This window comes from Armatimonas rosea, assembly GCF_014202505.1.
Taxonomy (GTDB): domain Bacteria; phylum Armatimonadota; class Armatimonadia; order Armatimonadales; family Armatimonadaceae; genus Armatimonas; species Armatimonas rosea.
In genome coordinates this window covers 336,360-358,650 of the sequence record NZ_JACHGW010000003.1, presented here as the reverse complement: position 1 = coordinate 358,650, position 22,291 = coordinate 336,360, and the positions used below count along the sequence as shown (strand labels likewise).

Annotated in this window: 17 protein-coding genes; 2 read left to right on the top strand and 15 right to left on the bottom strand. The window is 62.5% G+C overall.

Features of this window, described 5'->3' with window-relative positions; genetic code table 11:
• Window positions 1–77 precede the first annotated feature (77 nt).
• The 5 genes from HNQ39_RS16655 to HNQ39_RS16635 form a co-directional block, all read right to left on the bottom strand.
• A complete protein-coding gene (locus tag HNQ39_RS16655) occupies window positions 78–2,582 on the bottom strand; it encodes a tetratricopeptide repeat protein (RefSeq protein ID WP_184198737.1) in 2,505 nt (834 codons plus the stop codon).
• A gap of 240 nt (window positions 2,583–2,822) precedes the next feature.
• Window positions 2,823–3,848: an aminopeptidase gene (locus HNQ39_RS16650; RefSeq protein ID WP_184198734.1), complete on the bottom strand. Its 1,026-nt coding sequence runs from the start codon at window positions 3,846–3,848 to the stop codon at window positions 2,823–2,825.
• A gap of 108 nt (window positions 3,849–3,956) precedes the next feature.
• Entirely contained in the window at window positions 3,957–4,892 is a 936-nt protein-coding gene (locus HNQ39_RS16645) for a virginiamycin B lyase family protein (protein ID WP_184198731.1), read from the bottom strand.
• A 267-nt stretch (window positions 4,893–5,159) separates the two neighbouring features.
• Window positions 5,160–6,272 (bottom strand): carboxylate-amine ligase, encoded by a 1,113-nt coding sequence (locus tag HNQ39_RS16640; protein ID WP_184198728.1) that lies wholly within the window; start codon window positions 6,270–6,272, stop codon window positions 5,160–5,162.
• Between the two features lie 155 nt (window positions 6,273–6,427).
• A complete protein-coding gene (locus tag HNQ39_RS16635) occupies window positions 6,428–8,446 on the bottom strand; it encodes a sialate O-acetylesterase (protein ID WP_184198725.1) in 2,019 nt (672 codons plus the stop codon).
• A gap of 188 nt (window positions 8,447–8,634) precedes the next feature.
• Between HNQ39_RS16635 and HNQ39_RS16630 the strand changes: the two genes are divergently transcribed.
• The gene (locus HNQ39_RS16630; protein WP_184198722.1) at window positions 8,635–9,237 is read left to right on the top strand and encodes a hypothetical protein; all 603 of its coding nucleotides are present in this window, start codon (window positions 8,635–8,637) and stop codon (window positions 9,235–9,237) included.
• 48 nt (window positions 9,238–9,285) lie between these two features.
• On the opposite strand, the gene HNQ39_RS16625 is transcribed toward HNQ39_RS16630, so the two are convergent.
• From HNQ39_RS16625 to purL, 9 genes are all read right to left on the bottom strand, one after another.
• Window positions 9,286–9,882: a hypothetical protein gene (locus HNQ39_RS16625; protein WP_184198719.1), complete on the bottom strand. Its 597-nt coding sequence runs from the start codon at window positions 9,880–9,882 to the stop codon at window positions 9,286–9,288.
• Between the two features lie 54 nt (window positions 9,883–9,936).
• Complete coding sequence (locus tag HNQ39_RS16620) at window positions 9,937–11,217, bottom strand: AMP-binding protein (RefSeq protein WP_221290060.1); 1,281 nt, start codon at window positions 11,215–11,217, stop codon at window positions 9,937–9,939.
• Window positions 11,214–11,657, bottom strand: coding sequence for an acyl-CoA thioesterase (locus HNQ39_RS16615; RefSeq protein ID WP_184198716.1), 444 nt, complete (start codon window positions 11,655–11,657; stop codon window positions 11,214–11,216). Before HNQ39_RS16615 ends, HNQ39_RS16620 begins: the two co-directional genes overlap by 4 nt.
• A 182-nt stretch (window positions 11,658–11,839) precedes the next feature.
• Entirely contained in the window at window positions 11,840–12,484 is a 645-nt protein-coding gene (locus tag HNQ39_RS16610) for a hypothetical protein (RefSeq protein WP_184198713.1), read from the bottom strand.
• A complete protein-coding gene (locus HNQ39_RS16605) occupies window positions 12,441–13,775 on the bottom strand; it encodes a coproporphyrinogen-III oxidase family protein (protein ID WP_184198710.1) in 1,335 nt (444 codons plus the stop codon). Before HNQ39_RS16605 ends, HNQ39_RS16610 begins: the two co-directional genes overlap by 44 nt.
• 2 nt (window positions 13,776–13,777) lie before the next feature.
• Complete coding sequence (locus tag HNQ39_RS16600) at window positions 13,778–14,998, bottom strand: cation:proton antiporter domain-containing protein (protein ID WP_184198707.1); 1,221 nt, start codon at window positions 14,996–14,998, stop codon at window positions 13,778–13,780.
• Between the two features lies 1 nt (window position 14,999).
• Window positions 15,000–16,307: a tryptophan 7-halogenase gene (locus HNQ39_RS16595; RefSeq protein WP_184198704.1), complete on the bottom strand. Its 1,308-nt coding sequence runs from the start codon at window positions 16,305–16,307 to the stop codon at window positions 15,000–15,002.
• 48 nt (window positions 16,308–16,355) lie between these two features.
• Entirely contained in the window at window positions 16,356–16,718 is a 363-nt protein-coding gene (locus HNQ39_RS16590; RefSeq protein ID WP_184198701.1) for a hypothetical protein, read from the bottom strand.
• 251 nt (window positions 16,719–16,969) lie between these two features.
• Entirely contained in the window at window positions 16,970–19,264 is a 2,295-nt protein-coding gene (gene purL / locus HNQ39_RS16585) for a phosphoribosylformylglycinamidine synthase subunit PurL (protein WP_184198698.1), read from the bottom strand.
• 126 nt (window positions 19,265–19,390) lie between these two features.
• On the opposite strand from purL, the gene HNQ39_RS16580 reads away from it, so the two are divergent.
• The gene (locus HNQ39_RS16580; RefSeq protein ID WP_184198695.1) at window positions 19,391–20,998 is read left to right on the top strand and encodes a diguanylate cyclase; all 1,608 of its coding nucleotides are present in this window, start codon (window positions 19,391–19,393) and stop codon (window positions 20,996–20,998) included.
• Here HNQ39_RS16580 and HNQ39_RS16575 read toward each other — a convergent pair.
• Window positions 20,995–22,239 (bottom strand): TlpA family protein disulfide reductase, encoded by a 1,245-nt coding sequence (locus tag HNQ39_RS16575; RefSeq protein WP_184198692.1) that lies wholly within the window; start codon window positions 22,237–22,239, stop codon window positions 20,995–20,997. The two genes, HNQ39_RS16580 and HNQ39_RS16575, sit on opposite strands and share 4 nt — an antisense overlap.
• Between the last annotated feature and the right edge of the window lie 52 nt (window positions 22,240–22,291).

Sequence of the window (22,291 nt, the reverse complement as noted above, 5' to 3'; positions counted from 1 at the left end):
TTTTATCACTTCACGAAAAAGCCCCCACCAGAGTGCTCTGGTGGGGGCTGTGTTTTCCTTTTCTCTTCGTTGTTGTTTTACAGGGCTTCTTTGAGCTGCGCGATACGCTTCTTGATCGCATCGGCATCGGCGGCAGAGACACCGGGCAGGGAGACATACTTCTCGTAGGCAGCGATTGCCTTGGGGAACATGGTCTCCGCCGAGAGCTCATCGGCCACACCGTAGTCGTCGCAGGAGAGGCCCAGGTAGTACCAGGCGTCGGCCAGCTTCGCATCGGCCTTGGTGGCGGCCTCAAAGTCCGCGATTGCCTTCTTCAGCTCCGCCAGCTTCACCTTGACATCGGTCGAGGCCTTCGCCTTGCGGTAGATCGCCAGCCCGCGGCCGTAGAGTGCCTGGGCATCGGTTGCCTTCAGCGCCAGGTAGGCGGTGTAGTTGGAGATCGCCTTCTCAAACTCGGGGAGGCCCTTGCTGGGATCGTTGGCCTTGCGCTTCTTCTCTCCCGTGTTGAAGTAGAGGATCGCCGTGTTCTTGAGAGCGTCGGGGTCCTTGCTCCCTGAGAGCTGGGCGAACTTCTCAAAGTCGGCGGCAGCGGCGGCCAGGTTCTGCTGGTCCTGGTAGGCACGGCCACGCAGATCGTAGAACTTGGGCTCGCTGGGGTTCATCCCGATCAGCTTGGTGTAGTCCGCGATCGCGCTGGTCAGGTCCGGTGGGGTCTTCTGCAGGGCGCAGTAGGCACGGTTGGTGAGCACGGCCTGCTGGTTCTTGGCATCGGTCGGGTTGGTCGCCAGGTACTTGGTGTAGCTGGAGATCGCCGCATCCCACTGCTTCAGGTTCAGCGAGATATCGCCCATGGTCAGGAGGACATCGGCGTTGCTGGGGGCCTTGGCGAGCCACTGGGTGTAGATCGCGCTGGCGGCCTTGTAGTCAGCCTCGGCCTTGGTCTTGCTGGCCTTGCTGTAGCTCGCGCTCGCCAGGTTGCTGATGTACTGGAGCTCGCCGGGCTTGAGGTCGAGGGCCTTCTGGAAGTCCGCGATTGCCTTGTCGAAGTCCTGCATCTCAAAGTAGGCGACACCGCGGTTGGTGTAGGCGACCGGGTCCTTGGGGTCGGCGTTGATCGCCTCGGTCAGCGCCGCGATCTTCTCGGTGGCGCTCCCGCCGCCGCCGCTGGCCTTGGCGAGGTTGAGCAGCTTCTTGATCTCAGCATCGTTGGGTTTGAGCTTGAGGTACTTCTCAAAGTTGGCAATCGCGCCCTTGTAGTCCTGGAGGTTGTACTGCACACGGCCTAGGCCTTCGTAGCCGAAGGGCTTGTCGGGGGCCAGCGCGATATAGCTGGTGTAGGGCGGGACGGCCTCTTTGTACTTCTCCTGGAAGCTGTAGGAGTCGCCCAGGATAATGAAGGCATCGGCCTGCTTGGCGTCCAGTGTCGTGGCCTTGGTCGCGGACGTAATCGCATCGGTGAGCCCGCCGGCCTGGGCCTTGGTGATCGTCGTGCCCGGCGGGACAATGCTGTTGTACTGTGCCAGCGCCAGGTCCTTCCAGCCCACCGCGTCGGTTGCGTTCTTGGCCAGGTAGTTCTTCAGGTCCCCCACCGCACCGGCGTAGTTCTTGGGATCGACATTGAGGTAGCAGGCCGCACGCAGGCGGTAGACACTGACATCGGCGGTGGCCCCGGCCTTCTGCAGGTAGCCCGAGTAGTCCACGATCGCCGACTTATAGTCCTTGAGCTGCAGGTAGACCGCGGCGCGGTTCTTGAGGATCTCCCCATCGCCGGGCTTGAGCGCCAGCGCGGCGCTGTAGTCGGCGAGGGCGGGCTGGAAGCTCTTGAGCTGGAAGTAGCACGCGGCGCGGTTGAGGAGCGCTCCGACATTGTTCTTATCGAGCGCCAGCCCCTTGGTGTAGTCATCGACGGCGGGCTGGAGCTGGGTGAGCTTTAGGAACTCTAGATCGGCCTTGGAGAAGTAGGTCGAAGCCTGATCGGCGCCGCTCAGGAGCGGAATCGCGGCACCGTAGTCGGCGACCGCCTTGTCGAACTGGTTGATCTTCTCGTAGGCATAGCCCCGGTTGAGGAGCGTAAAGCCACGCTTGGGATCGGCAGTAAGGACCGTGGTGGCATCTTGGATTGCCTCGGCGAACTTATTCACCTGGAGGTAGGCCCCCACGCGGTTGTCACGGGACTCCAGCACCAGATCGGGCGCTCCCTGCTTAGGCTTGGGGTTGAGCTCGATCACCTTGGAGAAGTCCTCGATCGCGCCTGCCCAGTTGTTAGACTGAATCCGCACGACCCCCCGGTTGAAGTACGAGTCCGCGACCAGGGGCTTCCCAGCGATCACCTTCCCAAAGGCGGTCTCGGCCTGCGGGAGGTTCTTCATCCCAAAGTAGGCACGTCCCAGGTCAAAGTAGAGCTGAACCGCCTCTGGGCGCTCCTTGATGAGCTTATCCAGGATCTTGATCGCCTCGGCGAACTTTCCCTGGGTGATATAGGCACGAGCGGTTCCAATATCTTCCTGGGCCCACGCAGTTGCATTTGCGCCTAATACCAGCACCAGGGCGCTCACCGCCCCAACAGTTACCAAACGACTCATGAAGAACTCCTCAGTCGCGGAGGGAGCACCTCCGCAAAATTACCAGGTTTTGCCAGATTATACCCATCCCCCGACAAAACTACCTGCTTCGATTATTCGGTCACAGGGGTTATATCCTTAGGGTAGGCTCACCCCGTTGTCCCACTGACCCTATTGGACAACGAGAAATTCAAAAAGGATGTGATAGAAATCACAGTTTTTCCGTGACTTGGATCACAGACCCTACGAGTTTTCAGAGTTCTATTCCACCAAAAAGGTTCCGCGTTTCATGAGCTGGTGCCCATCGGCCCAGATATCAAAGCCCAGCCCCACCACATCGATATGTGTCCGAGACTGCCAGTCTGCCCCGGTGTGGAAGCCGTAGGGGTCGCCAAAGGCGATATGAATCCCGGGGAATTTTTCGTCCTGGAGGATATTGCCGATCACCCGCGTGAGCCCGATATTGGTCCCAATGGCAAACTCCCCCACCCGGTCGGAGTTTTGGTCGGTGTGGCAGTACTCCCAGAACTCGGTCTCCAGGGCCTTGTTGGCGCAGCGCGCCCCCGTGAGCCGGTTCTTCTCAATCGTGAGGGTGAGCGGGGTGGCTTGCAGGAGCCCATACCGAGCGCAGAGGTAGTCCCCGACCACACCATCAACCACGAAGGTGCCGTTGAGCTCGCCGGGGGTGGTGAAGATCTCGCCGCCGGGGAGATTGCCCCATTTCTTGGGCGAGATAATCCCGCTGGTCTTGAGCCAGTGGTAGTCGGGGGAGAGCTGAACCTCGATCTCGGTGCCGGCGGGGGTGGTGCCGCGGATGACCTTGGCGGCGCGGACAATCTCGATCACTTTCTGGCTGAGGGTATCGACCGCGTTGAAGTCGGCGCGCATTCCCTCGCACATGATCTCCTCGGTGATATTGACCATGTGGGCGTGGCGCATCCCGCGGCGGTTGACCACATCGGTCATCTGCCGGCGGCTCTGCAGCTCCCCGGTCTGGACCTGCACGGCAAAGATCGAGACCCCGCTGCTCTCCATATCGTCGAGAACCGGCGCGGGCATGTCGGTTACGGGGCGCGTCGCGACTCTCTCTAGAATAAACCCGCTCCAGGCAAGCCCCCGGCTCTCCAGCTCCCGCGCCAGGCTCGCCCCAATTGTCAGGCAGGCCTCGTCGCAGATCAGGGTCACTTTTTCGTCGGGCTGTATCCGCAGGCAGGTCGTGACAGCATTGCGGGCTCCCGGAGTCAGCTCGGGAGAGAAAGGGGTATCGAGAAGAAACGCGTTGTGCATGGCGGCAGACCCAAAATACCCGCCAATGCGGCCAAGTGCAAGCAGGAAGGGGGGAATCCGGCCGGTTGGAGCGGCCGGACTCCCCCCGCTCCAACCGGGAGGCGACGCTTATGCCTTCTTGAAGCGCTTCCGCGCCCCAATCAGCGCAACAGGTAGCAGGGCAGGAAGGAGCTGCATCGCACCGGGAAGCTCAGGGGTCACAGACGAAGGGCCTATGGCACTCTGGAAGGCAAGGCCAGTAGGGCCGTTCAACCCCGTTGCAAAAGTGCTCTTGACTCCTGCAGAAGTGAACTTGAAGATAGTATTGCTGCCATAGTCCGCTTCATAGAGATTTCCTAAACTATCGAAAGTAAGGCCCGCAGGAGTACTTAATCCCGTTGCAAAGGTACTGACCACTCCCCCAGAAGTGATCTTGCTAATGGTGCCGCTAGTAAAGTTCGAGGTAAAAACGTTTCCAGCACTATCAATGGCAAGGCCATAGGGGCTCAGTATCCCACCCCCTGAAGCAAAGGTACTGACGGTTCCCCCGGAAGTGATCTTGAGGATACTATTGGTGTTCCAGTTCGCAGCGTAGAGGTTTCCCGCACTATCGAAGGCGATGCGACCAGGGCCACTCAATCCCGTTGCAAAAGTGCTGACGGTTCCCCCGGAAGTGATCTTACTGATGGTAGTACCATTGGCAATACCAAAGTTCGCCGCGTAGAGATTTCCACTCGTGTCAAAGGCAAGGCCATACGGGTTATTCAGCCCCCCACCCGTGGCAAAAGTGCTTTGGACTCCTGCGGGCGTGAACTTGAAGATGCTATTAACACCATAGGTCGTTAGGTAGAGGTTTCCGCTCGTATCGAAAGCAAGGCCGTTCGGTTGAGTCAACCCAGAGACAAAGGTGCTGACGGTTCCCCCAGGCGTGACCTTGCTGATGGTCCCGTTGTTAAAGGTTGTAACGTAGAGGTCCTGTGCCAGTGCCATCTTGGGCAGTGCGACAAGGCCAAGCAAGGCAATCGCACTTACAGAGACGAGAAGTTTTGTCCAAGAGATTTGCATACAAAGTTCTTTCTTTCTTGCCTCATCTATTCTGCGAGGCCAATAACCCAGCATATATTCTAGCAAGGCACTCTGTACAAAGTCTGGACAAATCTGTCGTGCTACCTCCCCCAGCTCACTTTTACCTCCCCCGGCTCGCTGTGTCGCGCCACCCCCTTCGCGAAGCCAGAGGGGGGATGGCCGCAGGCCTTTGTGTCGAAGCCTGCGACGACAGCGAGACCGGGTACCCCTTGGGTGCGTTAATGGGGGCGGTCGAAACGGGGGCGCTCAGAGCTCGGGGGGGAGCTGGGTCTCGGCGACCATGTAGTCCACGACCGCCTTGAGATCGCCGCCGCTCTCCTTGAAGACCCGTAGCTGGCGATCGGCTCCCGTGCCGCGCTCCAGGATACGCTGGACATAGCCCAGCTCCCGGCGGCAGCCGAGCTCGTCGACCACGTCGTCCACGAAGGCCAGGTACTCCAGCATCAGGTCGCGGAAGGGAACCTCTTCCTGCTTGCCAAAGTCGATCAGCTTGCCCTCGACCCCGTAGCGCAGCGCCCGCCACTTGTTCTCCATCAGCAGCGCCCGGCTGTAGACCCGCCAGTCCTGGTTGCGGGTGTGGAGCTTGTGGAGCTTGGCGACTGTCGCCTGCATCAAGGCAGTCAGCGCGATGGTCTCATCGATCCGTAGCGGGACATCGCAGATACGAAACTCAATGGTCGGAAAGAACGGGTGCGGGCGCACATCCCACCAGATCTTCTTGGCATTGTCGATACAGCCGGTCTTGATCAGCAGGTCGACATAGCTCTCAAACTCGGCCCACGATGAAAACGCATCGGGGATATTGGTGCGTGGGAACTTATCAAAGACCTTACAGCGGTAGCTCTTGAGACCCGTGTCGTAGCCCAGCCAGAACGGGGAGTTAGTCGAGAGAGCGAGGATATGGGGCAGGAAGTAGCGCACGGAGTTGAGGATCCGAATCCGCGCCTCTTTGTCGGGGATGCCCACATGGACATGGAGCCCAAAGATCAGGTTCTCCCGCGCCACCTGCTGGAGGTCATCGACAATCGTATCGTAGCGCGCATCGGGGTAGATCTCCTGCTCGCGCCAGTTGGCAAAGGGGTGTGTCCCTGCGGCAGCAACCTTGAGTCCCTGGTTCTCCGCGAGGCGGATAATGGTCTGTCGCAGCTCGTAGAGCTCGTCGCGCGCCTGGCGCACGGTGTCACAGACCCCCGTCCCCACCTCGACCACGCTCTGGTGCATCTCGGCCTTCACGGACTCTTGGAGCTGGCGCTTGCCCTCCGGCAGAAGCTCCGTGCCGATATGCGAGCGCAGGTCCCGCGTCTCCGGGTCGATAGTCTGATACTCTTCCTCGATACCAATGTTAAAGGTGGTGGGCATGGTCTATTTTACCTGATCCCCCCAGTTAGAAGCCCCCCCCGATCAGAACGGGGGGGCTGGAGAGCGCTTCGCGCTACGAAGGCCGTTCCGGCCATACCCCCTTCGCGGAGCCGGAGGGGGTCGCGCGCTAAAGCGCGGGGGGAGGTAAGGCGAGGCTACTTATCCGTGCGGAACGGATCAGCGGGCAGGCCGCTCTTGCTCCAGAGGTTGGTGAGCGTGAAGTTCTTGTAGCCGTAGCGGACATAGCGCGGTGCAGAGACCTTGCTCGACGACACCTCGACCTCGTTGGCGCTGCGAATCTTGGCATCGGCGGGGTAGAAGACCTTATCGCCGCCCGCGATCTCAAAGCCGACCAGCTTCCCCGACGGCAGCGGCACCTCGGAGCAGACACCGTCGCGCGCCTCCAGCCCTGCTCCGACATTATCAAAGCGGACAATCATCTTATCGAAGCCTGCCAGTGCCTCTTTGTAGGTGGGGCCGACCGCGTAGACACTCTGGCCGTAGGCGATCTTCTGGGCCAGAAACGCCAGGCGCTCCCCGACCGGGCCTTTCTTTTTCGGGTGGATATCGTTCTCCATCCCCACATCCGTGATCACCGCGATCCCGCCACCCTTGACCGTCTTCATCGCCGCGGACTGTGCCTCGCGCTGCTGGGCGTACTCGATTCGGTCCGAGCCGCCATTGCCAAACGGGGCGAGCTGGGTGATAAAGAACGGGAAGCTCGCGGCGGCGAAGTCTTTCTGCCAGTTGGCGATCATCGCGGGCATCTGCTTCTGGTAGAGCTCGTGGCGCCCGACATTGGACTCGCCCTGGTACCAGATTCCGCCCTTAACCGTGTAGTTCTTGAGCGGGTGGAGCATGGCGTTGTAGAGCACACTCGCCGCGTTGGGGTTCGCGCCGGGCATCATCCCAGGGCTGGAGGGCACGGCTTTCTCGATACGGTAGCTCCACTCCCCCGCGAGAGAGATAACACTCCCCGGTCCGGACGATGCCCCGCCGTTGCCATCAAATGCCAGTGGCTTGCCCAGCTTCATCTCCGCCGGGTTGCCGACAAAGCCGCCGCCGCCCGCACCGTCGAAGATGCGCACGACAATCACATTGCGGCCTTTTTTCACCAGCTCGCCGGGCACGGTGTAGTTGCGCGGTGCCATCCAGGAGTTGGGGGTCTCGGGGCCGGTCGCGCCGACTTTCTGGCCGTTGAAGAACGTCACATCGTGGTCGTCGATTGCCCCGAGGGAGAGCTTGAGGGGCTGGCCCGCCATGGCCTCGGGGATCTCAATCTCTTTCTTGAACCAGACCGCACCGTCGATCCCGAGCAGCTCCTCATTGTTCAGCGTGTCCCACTCACCAGGTGCCGTGACACTCTTCCAGGCATCGCCGCCCGTGCCGCGCTCCCAGCCCGTGGTCTTGTCGGCCCGGCCACTGTCGAGCTGGGTTGCCTGGGGTGAGCCCGCGGCCTTCCAGCGAGCCACCAGGCGCTCGTAGCGTGCCTTTGCCTCCGCAGCGACCACGGGGGTGGCAAACTCCGAGGGGCTCATCCCCAGCCCTAGGTTGACGTCCTTGGACATCCATGCCTCGATTCGGGTGCCGCCCCACGATGTGTGCAGCATTCCGATCGGCACCCCGAGCGCCTTGCGGAGCTGCTTGGCAAAGTAGTAGCCCACGGCGGAGAAGCCACCACGGGTCGCCGGAGCCGCGCTCTGCCAGCCACCGCCCGCCACTTCATCCTGGGGGGTCAGCTCCACGGACTTCTGCACCGTGAACATGCGCAGCAGCGGGTCGGGGGCGGTCTCGATCTCGGCCTTGGCCTCAAACGACGCCGAGAGCGGCCACTCCATGTTGCTCTGCCCGGAGCAGACCCAGACCTCGCCAAAGTAGACATCCTTGACCGTGACCGTGTTCTTGCCCTTGACGGTCAGCACAAACGGCCCGCCCGCTCCCTGCGCCGGGAAGCTCACCAGCCACTTGCCATCGGTGCCCGCGGTTGCCTTGACGGTCTTGCCCTTGAGCGTGAGGGTCACGGCCTCGCCGGGATCGGCAGTACCGTAGAGCCGCACGGGCGTGTTGCGCTGGAGCACACAGCCATCGGAGAGGAGCTTGGGAAGAGTCACATTTGCCTGCGCCGTGCTGGCCCCCACCGCCAGAGTCGCCGCCACGAGAAGTTCACGTTTCATGGCGCTACCATTCGTGAGCGCGACAGAAAATCCCTGCCCTCCCTCCAAAATCGCATCTGAGGCCGCTCGCTGTGAGCTTTTGCGCAGCGCGACGATTCCTGTCACAGTCGCTCCGGGGCGGGCGTTTCTTAGGACATAGGGCGCTGAGAAGCCTCCCCTAAGCAAACGAGGAGAAGGAGTTTACGGAGATGAATACCAAACAGATTGCACTAACCGGACTGGCGGTGATCGGGCTACTGGGATGCACCGGAGCCGCGTGGGCGCAGAGTGGCCGCCCCGCTACCAAACAAGATCGCCAAGACGACAAGAACCTGATGCGCAACCTAGGGACGGGCCTCGGAGCCGCCGCGCTGAGCTCGGCAAAGAACGGCCGGATCGGCGATGCGATTGTCCTCGGAGCAGGCGCAGCGCTGGCGGGCAAGAAGTACGAGGACGCCCGCGTGGCCCAGCGCGACGAAAACCGCTACGGCCGCGACGATCGCTACGGCCGGGACGACCGCTACAACACCAGCGCCTACGACCGTGACCGCTACGACAACGACCGCTTTTCGTCGCGCTGGGAGCGGGAGCGCTACGAGCGAGAGCGCCGCGAGCGAGCAGAGCGGGAGCTTCGGGAGCGCCTCCTCCGCGAGCGGCTAGAGCGAGAGCGCTGTGAGCGAATTGAGCGGGAGCGCCGTGAGCGAGAGCGTGAGGAGCGGGAGGCACGCATCCGCTGGGAGCGCGAGCACCGTGGCCACAGCTGGGAGCGGGAGCACGACCGCGACGAGCGCTGCCGCGATCGCCGTTACTAAGCCTCACCGATAAACAGAGCGCCACGGGAAGCTTCCTGTGGCGCTCTTTTAGTGTGTTTTGTAGTGTTGCGTCAGAGGCCGATTCTTTCGGTAGCCTCTGAGTATCTTTTCCAGTTGTTTCCAGGCTCCCCGTGCCTGTGGTACCTGGAGGTCGGCGTAGATCTCTTCATCAGGACTGTAGAGCCGCGCGTCATGGCAGCCGAAACAGAGCAGAACCTCCACAGAACCAAATACCAAACACCAGTCGGGATGATAGCCACCACACAGCTTCTCTCCACGATAACGATCGTAGCTACTGGGAGCAGAGCAAAATTGAAAGAGGAGCTTGGCATCTGCGGCACTTACCGCGATGGGATCCGCATAAAAATCAAAGCCATGAATCTGGCGCGTCTTCTTTTGTTGCTTCTCTTGGCTGAGTTCTGCACTCTCCCAGGCCTGATGAGGCAGTCCTTCGTAAAGAAAAACAGTCTTTGCCGCCGCAAGTTTCGCAAGGAGACGTGGTAGGTTCCGCTTCCAGACCGCAGGGTCTTCCCCGCGCTGCTCACGATTTCGAGATGTCTGAAGATAGGCAATCCCCACCCCTCCCCCAGCAACGAGAACGAGCAGCTGCACTATCGGAGAGCTACGAGAGCTGAGTTTCAACATGTCTCTTTTGTCCCCAAAGCCGGCAAAAGGGTTGCACCAACCCCACTTGAGTGTCTAGGTACGCACCCAGCGCTGGGCTTTCATCTCGGAGCGGGGGAGTGTGCCGCAGGGGACGAGCTGAGTGGGGAGGCGCAGATGGAACGTGGAGCGGAGGGCGGCCTCGACCGTGAGGCGTAGCGCTTCGGGCTCGGTGCAGGTGGGCAGGGGCTCCAAGTCCACGATGGCCTCCAGCAGGGCGTTGATGGTGGTGAGGGTCACGCGGTACTCCCCTACATCGTCGAAGCGCCGCAGGACTGCCTCGATCGCCGACGGGTAGAGGTTCACGCCACGGACCACCACCATGTCATCGGTGCGGCCTAGGATTCCCCCTTCCAGCGCCAGCTCACAGCGGCCGCAGGCGCAGACAGCCTCAGGGCTGGGCTGGACAAGATCACCCGTTCGGTAGCGCAGCAGCGGCGAGCCGGTGCGGCCAAGGTTCGTGAGGACGAGCTCCCCGCGCTGCCCCGGAGCGACCGGCTGGAGGGTCTCGGGATCGAGCACCTCGGCGAGGTAGCGGGACTCCAGGATATGGAGCACACCCGGGCGCACCGGGCACTCGACACTCACCGGGCCGACCTCGGTCATCCCATGGTGGTCCCAGAGCCGCGCCCCCGGCCAGAGCTGCTCGATCCGCGCCCGAGTCGCCGGAATCCCCGCGCCCGGCTCGCCTGCGACAATGATACGACGAACGGCACTGCTGGCAAGGTCGATTCCCTGCTCTAGCGCCACTTCCCCGAGGCGAATCGCGTAGGTTGGGGTGCAGCAGAGAGTTGTCACCCGGTTCTCCAAGATCGTCTTGAGGCGCGCGGCACTGCTCATTCCGCCGCCGGGCAGGCACAAACACCCAAGGCGCTCCCCGGCAGCGAAGGCGGTCCAGAACCCCAGAAACGGGCCAAAGGAGAAGGCGTAGAAGATGCGGTCATGGGCCTCAACCTCTGCGGCGCGGAAGACCTCCCTCCAGCTTCCCACCATCCACTCCCACGACTCCGTGGTATCCAGCCAGCGTAGAGTGAAGCCACTGGTGCCGCTGGTCTGGCAGAAGCGGGTATAGCGCTCGATAGGGTAGGTCAGGTTCGTTCCGTACGGCCCGTTTGCGCGCTGGTCGTCGACAATCTGCTGCTTGGTGGTCAAGGGGAGCTTCTCATAAAACTCCGCCAGCGAGCCGGCTCCCTCGGACAAGCCCACCGCGCTCAGCTTGGGAGCGTAGAACACATTGCTGGGCACCAGCGCTGTGAGGAGGCGATTCAGCTGCGCGAGCTGCTCTGTCTCCAGCGCCGCGCGGTCTGGGAAGCTCACGGTGCCTCGCCTAGCTCGGGCGCAACCTCGAGCTGCGCCGCGAGCGCCTCGGGGATTCGGGCGGCCTTCATCGTGCCGGTCTCGTGGTCCATCGCCACACAGACCACGGTCATGCGGCCGGTCGCCACCTCCAGCAGCGGCTCGGTGCCGACTTTTGTGATGTGAAAGGCATAGCTCAGCGACTTGGATTTTTTTGCCGTCACCACCAGGCGCACATCGAGCTCGTCTTCAAAGCGCAGCGGCGAGCGAAACGAACAGCCCACATCGACCCGCGGCCAGCCGATCCCGCTATCGCGGTCCGCCACGGAGAAGCCCAGAGAGCGAATAAACGCGTGCTCGGTGACCTCCATGTAGCGAAAGTAGCTGGAGAAGTGGATGATCCCCGCCATGTCCGTGTCGGCGAACTCGACCCGGTGGCGCAGGGTGAACTCATGCGGCATGAAGGTAACCTCTCCGTGAGTAACCTCTCCCCCTACCCCCCGGGTACCCTCTGGGTGTGGGCGTTCGTCCCTCACTGGGAAAGGGGAGCTTGAAACGGTTGCCTCCCCTCTCTTCCCCAGCGAAGAATGAGCGCCCGCACCCAGAGGGTACCCGGGGAGGGGCTGGGGGAGGGAGAGGTTTCTTACGCATGCGGCAGAATCTCCAGGATATCGGCGATCACCGCGCCGCTCTGGATGGCGTGGATATTGCGCCGCCCGTAGAGCGTGCGCGACTCCTCAGCCAGCCCGAAGACCTCGTTGATGAAGGCATTGGCCTCGATCTTGAGAAAGGCCTGCGGGCAGCTCACATGGACAACGTGGTGCTTGGCCAGGATCGTCCCCAGTGGCAGGTGCCCCGCCTCGATATCCCGGCGTGCATCGGGGGGGTACTGGTCGAGGTGGATCGCAATCGCCCCAAAGACCACGGGGCGCTCCCCCGCTAGCAGGACCACCTCACGGAAGAGCACATCGCCCTGGATGCGGCGGCCCAGCACGCGCAGCCCGATCTCTTGACCATGGAACGCCGCGACGGTCGGGGTCATGTCGTTGAGGTGGTCGAGGAGCTGGCGGTAGGGCTGGGGAAGCTCCTCTGACTCCACCCGCTCGATCCGCGGCAGCGCGAGCCCCTCGTGCTCGTGCAGGCGATCCAGCGGGTAGAAGAGGTTGAATACCTCTCCCCCAACCCCCTCAGGCTCCCCCGCCTTGCCTTTAGGTGAGGAGGGGGCGGGGGGGGAGGAGAGGTGCTCATGCATAGCGCGCATCGCGGTGCTGGGGGAGGAAGAACTCATGGACGAGACGATCCACACGCAGCAGCCCCTCCCGGTTGAGCCGGAGCTCGTCGCCCTGGACTTCCAGGTAGCCATTGGCCGTCAGCTCCCCGAGATCCGCGGCGAATCTCTCGCGCAGATCCACCCCGAACTTGGCCTGGAAGTAGCTGACACTCACGTGCCCCAGCTTGAACTGGAGGATCAGCTCGCGGATCAGGCTCTCCTCGGCAGTGGGCTTCAGTGCGCGGTAGATCGGGAGCTCGCCGCCGGTGAGCTTCTCGATATAGGGGTCGATATTGTGCTGGTTCTGGAAGTGCACCCCACCGACGTGCGAGAACGACGCAACCCCGAGGCCCAGCAGATCGGCACCGGCCCAGAGCTGGTCGCGGTAGCAGAAGCGCGTGGTCTTGGGATCGCGCACCGCGGTGTAGCCGCTGGTGACCGTGTAGCCTGCTTTTTCGAGCTCGCCAAAGGCATACTGCACCCACTCGCGCTTCTTGGCCCAGGTCGCCACCGGAGCGATCTCGTTGCCGCCCTCCTTCATCTCCGCGAAGATCGTGGTGTTGTAGGGGATCTCCATCTGGTAGATCGTCACGCTATCCGGGAGCAGCTCCACAGCTTTCGCGATCGCGCCCTCCCAGAGCTCGTCGGTGTCGCCCATCATCCCAGCGATCAGGTCGATATTGATCTGCGGGAAGCCCACCGAGCGGGCGAAGTTGTAGGCGCGGTCGATCTCCTTGGCACCGTGGGCGCGGCCATTGAGCTTGAGGATGCGCTCGTCGAAGTGCTCCACGCCCAGGCTCAGGCGGGTCACGCCGATATCGCGGATGGTCGTGAGCTTGTGCTCGTTGAGGGTCCCCGGCTCGCACTCAAAGGTCACCTCCTCGGCCTCGTCCCAGGGCAGGAGCGCCTTCATCGAGTCCGTGAGGTGGGTCAGCTGGCTGGTGGAGAGATACGACGGTGTCCCGCCGCCAAAGTAGACAAACTTAGGCTTTCGTCCCCCGATAAACGGCTTGCTCGCGTAGGTGGTGAGCTCCGCGATCGCGGCATCGATATAGCGCAGGATCTCCGCAGCGTTCTTGTCGGTGTAGACCCGGAAGTAGCAGAAGTGGCAGCGCTTGCGGCAGAACGGGATGTGCAGGTAGAGCCCCAGCGGGTTGCCGGGTGCGGGCGGCTGCTCCTGGACAGCGAGCGCCTCGGCGACATTGTCGGGCTTCCAGAACGAGTAGGGCGGGTAGTTCGAGACAAAGTAGTTGCCCGCCTTGGTCTCCTGCTCCCCGATCATCTCCAGCTTCAAGCGGGTAGTTGCCATTGTTAGGTCTTTCTTCCTGTGGGCAAGAGCCCGTTTAGCGCCGGTGCTGTCATCATCGTGGTGGTAAGCGCCATGACCACCAGCATCGCAAAGAGGACCGGAGAGAGGACATGCAGATCCAGCCCGATATTCAGGACGATCAGCTCCATCAGCCCTCGCGTATTCATCAAGGCCCCGAGTACTAGAGCGTCGCGCGCCCCCACTCCAGTTCCCCGTGCCGCAAAAAAAGTCCCCCCGACCTTCCCTAGGGTCGCGACCAGGATAATTCCACCACAGACCAGCCAAGTTCCTGCCCCCGAGAGCAGATCAATACGCGTCTTCATCCCCGTGAGCGCAAAGAATGCCGGCAAGAGCAGGGTGGTGACAACCGGCTGGAGCTGCTGGGTGAGCGTGTGGGCGAGCTTGCTCTCGCTTGGGAGGATCGCGCCAAACAAAAATGCCCCAAAGATCGCATGAATCCCGATCTGCTCGGTGGTGAGGGCGGAGAGCAGCACGCCCACCAGCACCAGCGCTCCCCGAGTGGGAGTGAGCGGCGTGCGCTCCCAAGAGGCGACCAAGCGGCGAACCAGAGGCCGAACCACAAAGAGCATCACACCGAGGTAGACCGCCGCCAGCAGCCCCACTCGAAGCCCCACCCCCACCTTTACCTGGACAACCCCGACAACGAGCGCCAGCAGGCACCACGCCGCGCCATCCCCGACCGCCGCGCTGGTCAGGGCCAAGGAGCCGAGCTCGGTCTTAAGGAGCTGACGCTCGCTCAGGATACGGGCCAGCACGGGGAAGGCAGTGACGCAGAGAGAGATTCCGACAAAGAGGACAAAGCCTAGCGAGCCGCCTGCTCCCCCCGAGTAGCGCGGGTAGAGCAGCACGCCCAGCCCAGCTCCCAGGACAAAGGGCACCAGAAGACTCGCCAACGAGGTGGTGATAAGGGTAGTGGTGCGCTTTCGGAGCGCCTCGCCGCTGAGCTCCAGCCCGACCGTGAACATGTAGAGCAGGATGCCCAGCTGCGCGATAATCCCCAGAAGCGGGGCCACCGACGAGGGCAGGAGCATCCCGGAGAAGCGCGCGCCCAACAGGGACGGCCCCAAGACAATCCCTGCGACAATCTCCCCGATGACGGGGGGCTGGCCGAAAAACCGAAGGACTCTCCCCAGGAGAAGCCCTGTCACAATCACTGCGGCAAGCGCCAGGAGTACCTGTGACAGGGGATCGGCCAGGGGCATCCTAGGGCTTGTATCCCGCAGGGAGCATCAGCTCGTTGGCCTTCATCTCCGGGTCGAGCTCAGGATTGACACTGAACCAGGGCGCGGGCGGAACCTTGCCCTCCGGGTAGAGTGTCTCCATCGGCTCCCAGACCTCATCGACACGCTCCGTGAAGAGATCGCCGATCAGCAGGTCGGTCATGGTGTTGCGCAGGTGCGGGTAGGTCTTGATGAACTGGCCGAAGCTAAAACCCTCGTAGTACTCACAGACCAGGCGGCGCATGCGGTCCACGCCCTTGTTGAAGTCGGGGCCCCAGCTACCTAGCTGTGCCTCGGAGACATCGCCTTTTTGGAGGCCCTCGACCACGGCATCCGCGGCGAGCTGACCGGACTTGAGCGCCAGGAGCACCCCCGATGAGTACAGCGGGTCGAGGAAGCCGAAGGCATCCCCCACCAGCACCCAGCCGTTGCCCGCCGCTTGCTTGCAGCGGTAGGAGTAGTCCTTGGTGGCAAAGTAGCCCGTGTCGCGGGTCGCGTTGGCAAGCCGCTCCTTCACGCCAGGGCAGGCCTCGACCTCTTCCTCGTAGGTCTGCTCATGGCTCTCGCGGCCCTTGAAGAGATAGTCAAACGGCCCCACCACCCCGACACTGATCCGGTCGTCGTGGAGCGGGATGTACCAGAACCAGCCCTTCTTGTTGCCGGTCTGGAGCACCATGGTCGCCCCCGCGTTCTTGCCTTCGTCGCGGTACGCCCCCTTCCAATAGGTCCAGATCGCGCCCTTGTTGAGCACCGGGTCCCAGGTCCGCAGCCCGAGCTTGTTGGCCAGCAGGTTGCTCTGCCCACTCGCATCGATCACGACCTGAGCGTGCACCTCCTCCAGGGTTCCATCTTCGAGCTGGATCTTCACCCCATAGGCCTTGTCGCCGTCGAAGAGGACCTCGCGGACACGGACGCCTTCCTGGGCATCGACCCCGTGCTCACGGGCGTTGTTGAGCATCATCAGGTCGAACTCGCTGCGCACCACCTGCCAGGTCTGCGAGCACTCGTGGGGCTTGTTGTCCCAGAAGTAGAACGGCGCACTGGTCTTGCCGGCGGAGTTGACAAACTGCACGCTGTGCTTGTGCACAAAGTGGCTCTTCTTCATCTTCTCCAGCATCCCCAGGCGTTCCAAGACCCAGTAGGTCTCCGGGATCAGCGACTCGCCGATATGGAAGCGCGGGAAGTGCTCACGCTCAAAGAGCCGAACCTTGTACCCTTTTTGTGCGATCAGGGTCGAGACAGTCGAGCCTGCTGGCCCTCCACCGATCACGACGACATCCGGATTTTTCACCTTGAAATCACCTCTGCTTGGATTATAAACACAAGAGCGTCCGGCTGTCTAGCAAAGTTCCTTCCCATTGACGGTTTGGAGAGCCCCCAGCATCGCCTGTGCCCATGTCCCCTCACGTTCGACAAGCTCCCGGAGCCGCTCCCGGAAGGTCGGGGTATCGAGCACCAGCGCCAGTCGAGAGTACTCCTGCCACTCCCGTCGCCGTGACCGTGTGACCTGCAATAAGAGCATTTCCCGCAGACGCTCCCGCTGGCTCTCGGTCAAGGGGGCGCGCTTCAGTCGCCGCAGAATCTTCTGCTTCGTATAGCCTGAGCTCTGGGTGTAGGGATCGCGCTCCAAGTAGTCAATGAGAATATCCCAGTCGGTTACTCGGTAATCGGATGCCCTCTGAAGCGCAACAGAGAATGCCAACGGCTCTGTCCAGCTGTGGTAAGGGTCGTCATTCATCGGGGGGGCGGGGGAGACTGCATGAACCCGTGCGCGGAGCGCTTCGAACTCGTCGTACGCTTCGTCGCTTTCCAAGCGGTGCTTGTATGCCCGCCAGTACTGCTCAAACAGCTCCCGATTTTCTTCGACCCAATTGGCAGCCTTCTCCCGAGCTTGATTCTGTTGGGCCAGCTGCTTTCGCCGCTGACCCTGCGATTCCGGGAGCTTTCCGCGCTTCATTTCCCCATGATCTTGGGAATGGCCCCCTCAAAGGCCGAGCGTAGCTGGTCCAGAGAAAGCTCCAGCAGGCCGGCGGCATCGAGCTTGTTGTTGTTCTTCACTTGCCCGATAAAGACCGCCTCGACACTATTTTGCTCACATAGATCAAGGAGCGTGCTCTGCTCAGCGGTGCCCTCTTTGACGGTCACGACGATGCGGCTGGGCGACTCGCCAAACATCACGGTGCTCCACGGGAGATCGCTGCCGTCGTTGGCGACAAAGTCCGTGATGGCGAAGCGGATCTCGGCGCCCTTGTTGCCCGCCAGACAGCTCTCGGCGACCGCGGTCATGAAGCCGCCCTCGGCGCAGTCGTGGGCGCTCTGGATCAGGGCACCTGCCACGGCCTCGCGGACCACTTTCTGCACACTCGCTTCGGCAACTAAGTCCAGCTCCGGCTTGCCCTCGGCGCGGCCGTGGATGCGGTAGAGGTACTCACTCCCCGCGATTCCGGTCGCGCCCTCGGTGCCGACCGGGCGGAGCAGGTAGATCAGGTCACCGTCGTTTTGGAACGCCAGCCCCATCGGCTCGACTCCCTCCGGGATCACGCCGACCATTCCGACCGTGGGAGTCGGGTAGATCGCGCCCTCGGGAGTCTCGTTGTAGAAGCTGACATTGCCGGAGACAACGGGGGTCTTGAAGAAGTCCGCGGCCTGCGCCATTCCCTCAACCGCGCGCCGAAACTGCCAGAACCCCGCAGGCTTCTCCGGCGACGGAAAGTTTAGACAGTCGGTGAGGGCGGCGGGCACGGCCCCGACACAGCTGAGATTGCGCGCCGCCTCGGCCACGGCAAGCTGCGCCCCCACAAACGGATCGAGGTAGCAGAAGCGTGGGTTGCAGTCCGTGGTCGCCGCGATCTTGCGCCCGTTGGCCTCGCGGATTCCCAGCACTGCCGCATCGCCGCGCCCCGGAAGGATCTCGGTCTGGGTCTGCACCATCGTGTCGTACTGCTCCCAGACCCAGCGCTTGCTGGCGATACTGGGGGTCGCCAGTAGCTTAAGGAGCACGTCGCCGTAGCTCTCCGGCTCGGGCAGCGCCGAAAAATCCGCGCTCTGCACCTGGGCGATATACTCCGGCTCGGCGGCGTCCAGGTAGTAGGTCGGGCACTCGTCGGCCAGTGACTTGGCGGGGATATCGGCCTCGAGTCGGTCGCCGTCCCAGACCTGCACGTTGCCGGTCTCCGTGGTCACCCCGATATAGGCCGCGTTGAGCCCCCACTTATGAAAGACCGCCGCCACTTCTTCCTCGCGCCCCTTCTCCACCACGGCCAGCATGCGCTCCTGGCTCTCGGAGAGGAGCACCTCGTAGGCGTTCATTCCGGTCTCGCGGCGTGGCACTTTCTGGATATCGATGGTCATCCCCAGCGAGCCCTTGGCGCTCATCTCGCTCGTCCCACAGGTAAGCCCCGCCGCGCCCATGTCCTGAATCCCAACAATCCCGCCGGTCGCCAGTGCCTCCAGGGTCGCCTCGATGAGGAGCTTCTCCATAAACGGGTCGCCGCACTGCACGTTGGGACGCTTGGCCTCGGACTCCTCGCTCAGCTCGACACTCGCAAAGGTCGCGCCGTGGATGCCGTCGCGCCCGGTCGAGGAGCCGACATAGAGCACCTGGTTGCCGATCCCCTTGGCCTTCGCCGATGCAATGGAATCGAGCTTGACAATCCCGATACTCATCGCATTGACCAGCGGGTTGCCGTTATAGCAGGGATCGAAGTAGATCTCGCCGCCCACGGTCGCGACACCGACACAGTTGCCGTAGCTTCCCACGCCAGAAACCACGTGCTCAAACAGATAGCGGTTGCGGATCGCCGTGGGATCGTCGCCCTCGATGGGGCCGAAGCGCAGGGAGTTGAGGCTCGCCACGGGCCGTGCGCCCATAGTGAAGATATCGCGCAGGATCCCACCGACTCCGGTGGCCGCGCCTTGAAACGGCTCGACCGCGCTCGGGTGGTTGTGGGACTCCATCTTAAAGACCACGCCCCAGCCCGTATCGCCTAGCGGGACGCTCCCCGCGTTCTCCAGTGCACCCGACTCCTGGGCTTTTTTGTACTCCGAGAAGAGCTTCAGCACGGGTCGGCTGTACTTGTAGCCGCAGTGCTCGCTCCACATCACGGCGTACATTCCCAGCTCGGTGTAGGTGGGGACACGACCTAGGACGTCTTGAATCTGGGCGTACTCGGAGGCATTGACGCCCATCTCGCGGGCAACGGTCTCGGTAACTTCGGGATACTCAGGGGCATTGACAGGGGTTGGCATAGCGCCTCTATTGTACCGCGCAACCGGGTTGTGGTATTGTAGCCCGGTCGCCTTGCCGACAATGTTTTAGAACAAGACACTATGCCATCGCCCTTCCCCGATGAACTCCCCTCTCTCACCTCTCTCGTGGAACGCACGCTTGAGCTGATGCGCCACGATGGACCGGGTGCCCTCACCCTCGCCGAGAGCGCGGTCAAGAAAGCACGACGCCAAGACGAACCTCGTCCCTTGGCCCAAGCTCTGCGTATCCGCGCCATGGCCCAGGGCTCCACCGGTAACATCACTGCCGCTCTCGATGATTTTGAGGCCGCTCTCGCGCTTGCACGACGCGCCGACGATACCAGACTGGTGAGCCAGTGCCTCCATGGGAAAGCGGTCGCCCTAAAGCACCAAGGTGCCTACACCACCGCCATCACCACCCTGGACGAGGCCATCTTGCTCGCGCGCTCGGTTGGGAACGAGCGTGGGCTCCGCCTGAGCCTGATCTCTCTGGCCGCGTGCCACGGGAGCCTCAGCAACTACGGAGAGGCACTCAACTGCCTGACCGAGGCACGCGAGCTTACCCAAGAGGCCTTTATCGACGAACAAGGGCAGCTGCTGGGCAATATCGCGATGGTGTACTTTGAGAGCGGCCAGCTCGACGAGGCGCTACGCTACTTTGAAGAAGCAGTCAGTACCGATGCGCTCACGCCGCACGCCAGCTACCACTGCCACACGCTGATTAGCTACTCCCAGGCACTCCGCGCCGCAGGGCAGCAAGAGCGGGCGGTGCGCGCGGCCGAGGATGCGCTCAAGCTTGCCTACCAGCAGCACAACCAGGCGCTAGAGGCAGCCGCCTTGGTGGCTCTAGGGGAGGCACTTGTCCATGCCGCCCACGCGGAGAAAACGCTCCAGGCCGCCCATCGACTCGCCCAGAAGCTTGGTCTCCCTGAGCCACTCCTGAGCGCGACCAAGGCTCTGGGGATGTTTTATGTCACCCAGAACAAGGCCGCCCTGGGCATTCCCTGGCTCCAGCAGGCACTCGTCCAAGCCGAGGCAAGCGAGCGTCTCTTTCTCCAGAGCGAGGTCCACCAGGCCCTCAGTGCCGCCTACGAGCAGCAGGGAGAGCTCGCCCTTGCGCTGACACACTACCAGCAGTTCCATGCCCTCTACGCCCAGCTCCACCAGGAGTCGGCCCAGCACCGGATGCAGAGCCAGCTCGCCCGCAAAGAGGCAGAGCGTGCACGTCAAGAGACCGAGCAGCTCCGCCAGCAGGTCCTGGAAGACCCCCTCACCCAGCTCTACAACCGGCGCTTTTTGAATCAGTTTCTCGAGCGTGAGATCGCCCGCTCACGCCGCAACGCACTTCCCCTGAGCGTGATCCTCATCGATATCGACAACTTCAAGCAGGTCAACGACCAGCACTCCCACCGGATTGGCGATCAGGTACTCCTCGCCTTCGCCACGCTCCTGCGGCTCTCCAGCCGCCAGAGCGATGTGCTGGTGCGGCCTTCCGGGGACGAGTTTATCCTGATCGCCCCCGAGACGACACTCCCCGATGCGCAGACCCTCGCCGAGCGCCTGCGCCGCGTGGTCGCGGAGCATCCCTGGGAGACCCTGGCTCCGGGACTCGCCCTCACGGCCAGCATTGGAGTGGTAGACCTCCTCCACAACGACAGTGAGGACCTCCTCGACCGCGCCGACCAGCGGCTCTACCAGGCCAAGCGCTCCGGCAAGAACCAGGTCGCGGCCTAGCGGGCAGCAAGCGCCTTATCGAGCGCCGCCCGCAGGGTCTGGGGCGACTGGAGCCCGACAAACGCCGCCGCGATCTTGCTGTCTCGGCCCACCACCACCACCGTGGGAATCGCCCGCACCCCAAAGCTCTTGCTCGCATCCGGTGAGAGCACGGCATTGAGGCCCGCCAGCTTCTTATTGGCCTTCAGAAACCCTGTCACGGTCGCCTTGTCCTCGTCGCTGACTGCCAGCACCACCACCCCTTTGCGCTCGTAGGCCTTCTGGAGCGCCAGGGTCTCGGGGAGGCCACGGACACAGGGCCCACACCAGGTCGCCCAGAGATCGATCAGCACCACTTTCCCCTTGAGTTCGGCGAGGTTGAGCGGCCTGCCATCGGCCAGCACGGTGGCACGAAACGCGGGAGCCGGATCCCCGAGTTTCTGGACAATCCCGCGGCTCAGGCGCTCCGCCTCGGCCTTGTTGCGGGCCGCCGCCTCAGGGGAGACCTCGACCGTGAACTCGTTGTCTGCAATCGGCTGGTTCACCACCAGCTCCGAGAGCGTCTCCACCGTCCGAGCGGCGGGAGTCATGGTCTTCGTAAACCGCTTGGTGAGAGTCGCCTGCTGCGCCGGAGTCATATGTTTCCAAGCGGGATTCGCCTTGATCTCGCGGAGCTGCTTCCGGTTCTCTTCCAGTGCCTCAGGCCCCAAGGGCTTGGGGTCATCGGAGCCCTCGACCTGCCGCACAAGGCCATCTTTGACACTGATCCAGACGCGCCGCTCTTTGTAGTAGGTTCCTCCGCCAAACACCACGGTCTTGCAGGGCTCGCCCTCCACCACGGAGTCTGCCTCAAAGCGAACGGTCCCGGGGTTCTTCTTCCCCAAGAGTAGCGGCAGGTTCTCACGCCCCCCAAAGAGCGCGTAGAGGAAGCTTCCCCCAAAGTGCGGGTGACTGTCGACGAGGTCCGAGGTCGCAAGGCTTGTGGGCACGTCTTTCTGCTCGCCTGGGATCTGGAACCCTGTCATGATGAGCTGGTACGACTTTCCATCGCAGAGATAGAGATGGTTCAGGCGTGCATCCCCGTGCTGGATACGAAACCGATTCGGGGCGGCATAGACAATGGTCCGGGGTGTCGGATCACTCCCTTGCCAGGTGCCCTCGTAGTTAAAAGTCAGGTTCCAAGCCACTCTCGCCCGGAAGGTCTTGAGAGCTTTATGGCGGTCCATGCTCTCTTGAAGGAAGCTCTCGGCATCATTAAACATTGTTATCGTCTCCTTAGGCGGGTTAGAGCGACAACGACCGCCTTCGTTTCGG

Bases quoted from the DNA above. Each gene is read 5' to 3' on its own strand.
- HNQ39_RS16650 (WP_184198734.1), bottom strand. From the start codon at position 3,848: ATGCACAACGCGTTTCTTCTCGATACCCCTTTCTCTCCCGAGCTGACT.
- HNQ39_RS16625 (WP_184198719.1), bottom strand. From the start codon at position 9,882: ATGTTGAAACTCAGCTCTCGTAGCTCTCCGATAGTGCAGCTGCTCGTT.
- HNQ39_RS16605 (WP_184198710.1), bottom strand. From the start codon at position 13,775: ATGGCAACTACCCGCTTGAAGCTGGAGATGATCGGGGAGCAGGAGACC.
- HNQ39_RS16600 (WP_184198707.1), bottom strand. From the start codon at position 14,998: ATGCCCCTGGCCGATCCCCTGTCACAGGTACTCCTGGCGCTTGCCGCA.
- HNQ39_RS16615 (WP_184198716.1), bottom strand. From the start codon at position 11,657: ATGCCGCATGAGTTCACCCTGCGCCACCGGGTCGAGTTCGCCGACACG.
- HNQ39_RS16575 (WP_184198692.1), bottom strand. From the start codon at position 22,239: ATGTTTAATGATGCCGAGAGCTTCCTTCAAGAGAGCATGGACCGCCAT.
- purL (WP_184198698.1), bottom strand. From the start codon at position 19,264: ATGCCAACCCCTGTCAATGCCCCTGAGTATCCCGAAGTTACCGAGACC.
- HNQ39_RS16630 (WP_184198722.1), top strand. From the start codon at position 8,635: ATGAATACCAAACAGATTGCACTAACCGGACTGGCGGTGATCGGGCTA.
- HNQ39_RS16635 (WP_184198725.1), bottom strand. From the start codon at position 8,446: ATGAAACGTGAACTTCTCGTGGCGGCGACTCTGGCGGTGGGGGCCAGC.
- HNQ39_RS16655 (WP_184198737.1), bottom strand. From the start codon at position 2,582: ATGAGTCGTTTGGTAACTGTTGGGGCGGTGAGCGCCCTGGTGCTGGTA.
- HNQ39_RS16645 (WP_184198731.1), bottom strand. From the start codon at position 4,892: ATGCAAATCTCTTGGACAAAACTTCTCGTCTCTGTAAGTGCGATTGCC.
- HNQ39_RS16640 (WP_184198728.1), bottom strand. From the start codon at position 6,272: ATGCCCACCACCTTTAACATTGGTATCGAGGAAGAGTATCAGACTATC.
- HNQ39_RS16610 (WP_184198713.1), bottom strand. From the start codon at position 12,484: ATGAGTTCTTCCTCCCCCAGCACCGCGATGCGCGCTATGCATGAGCAC.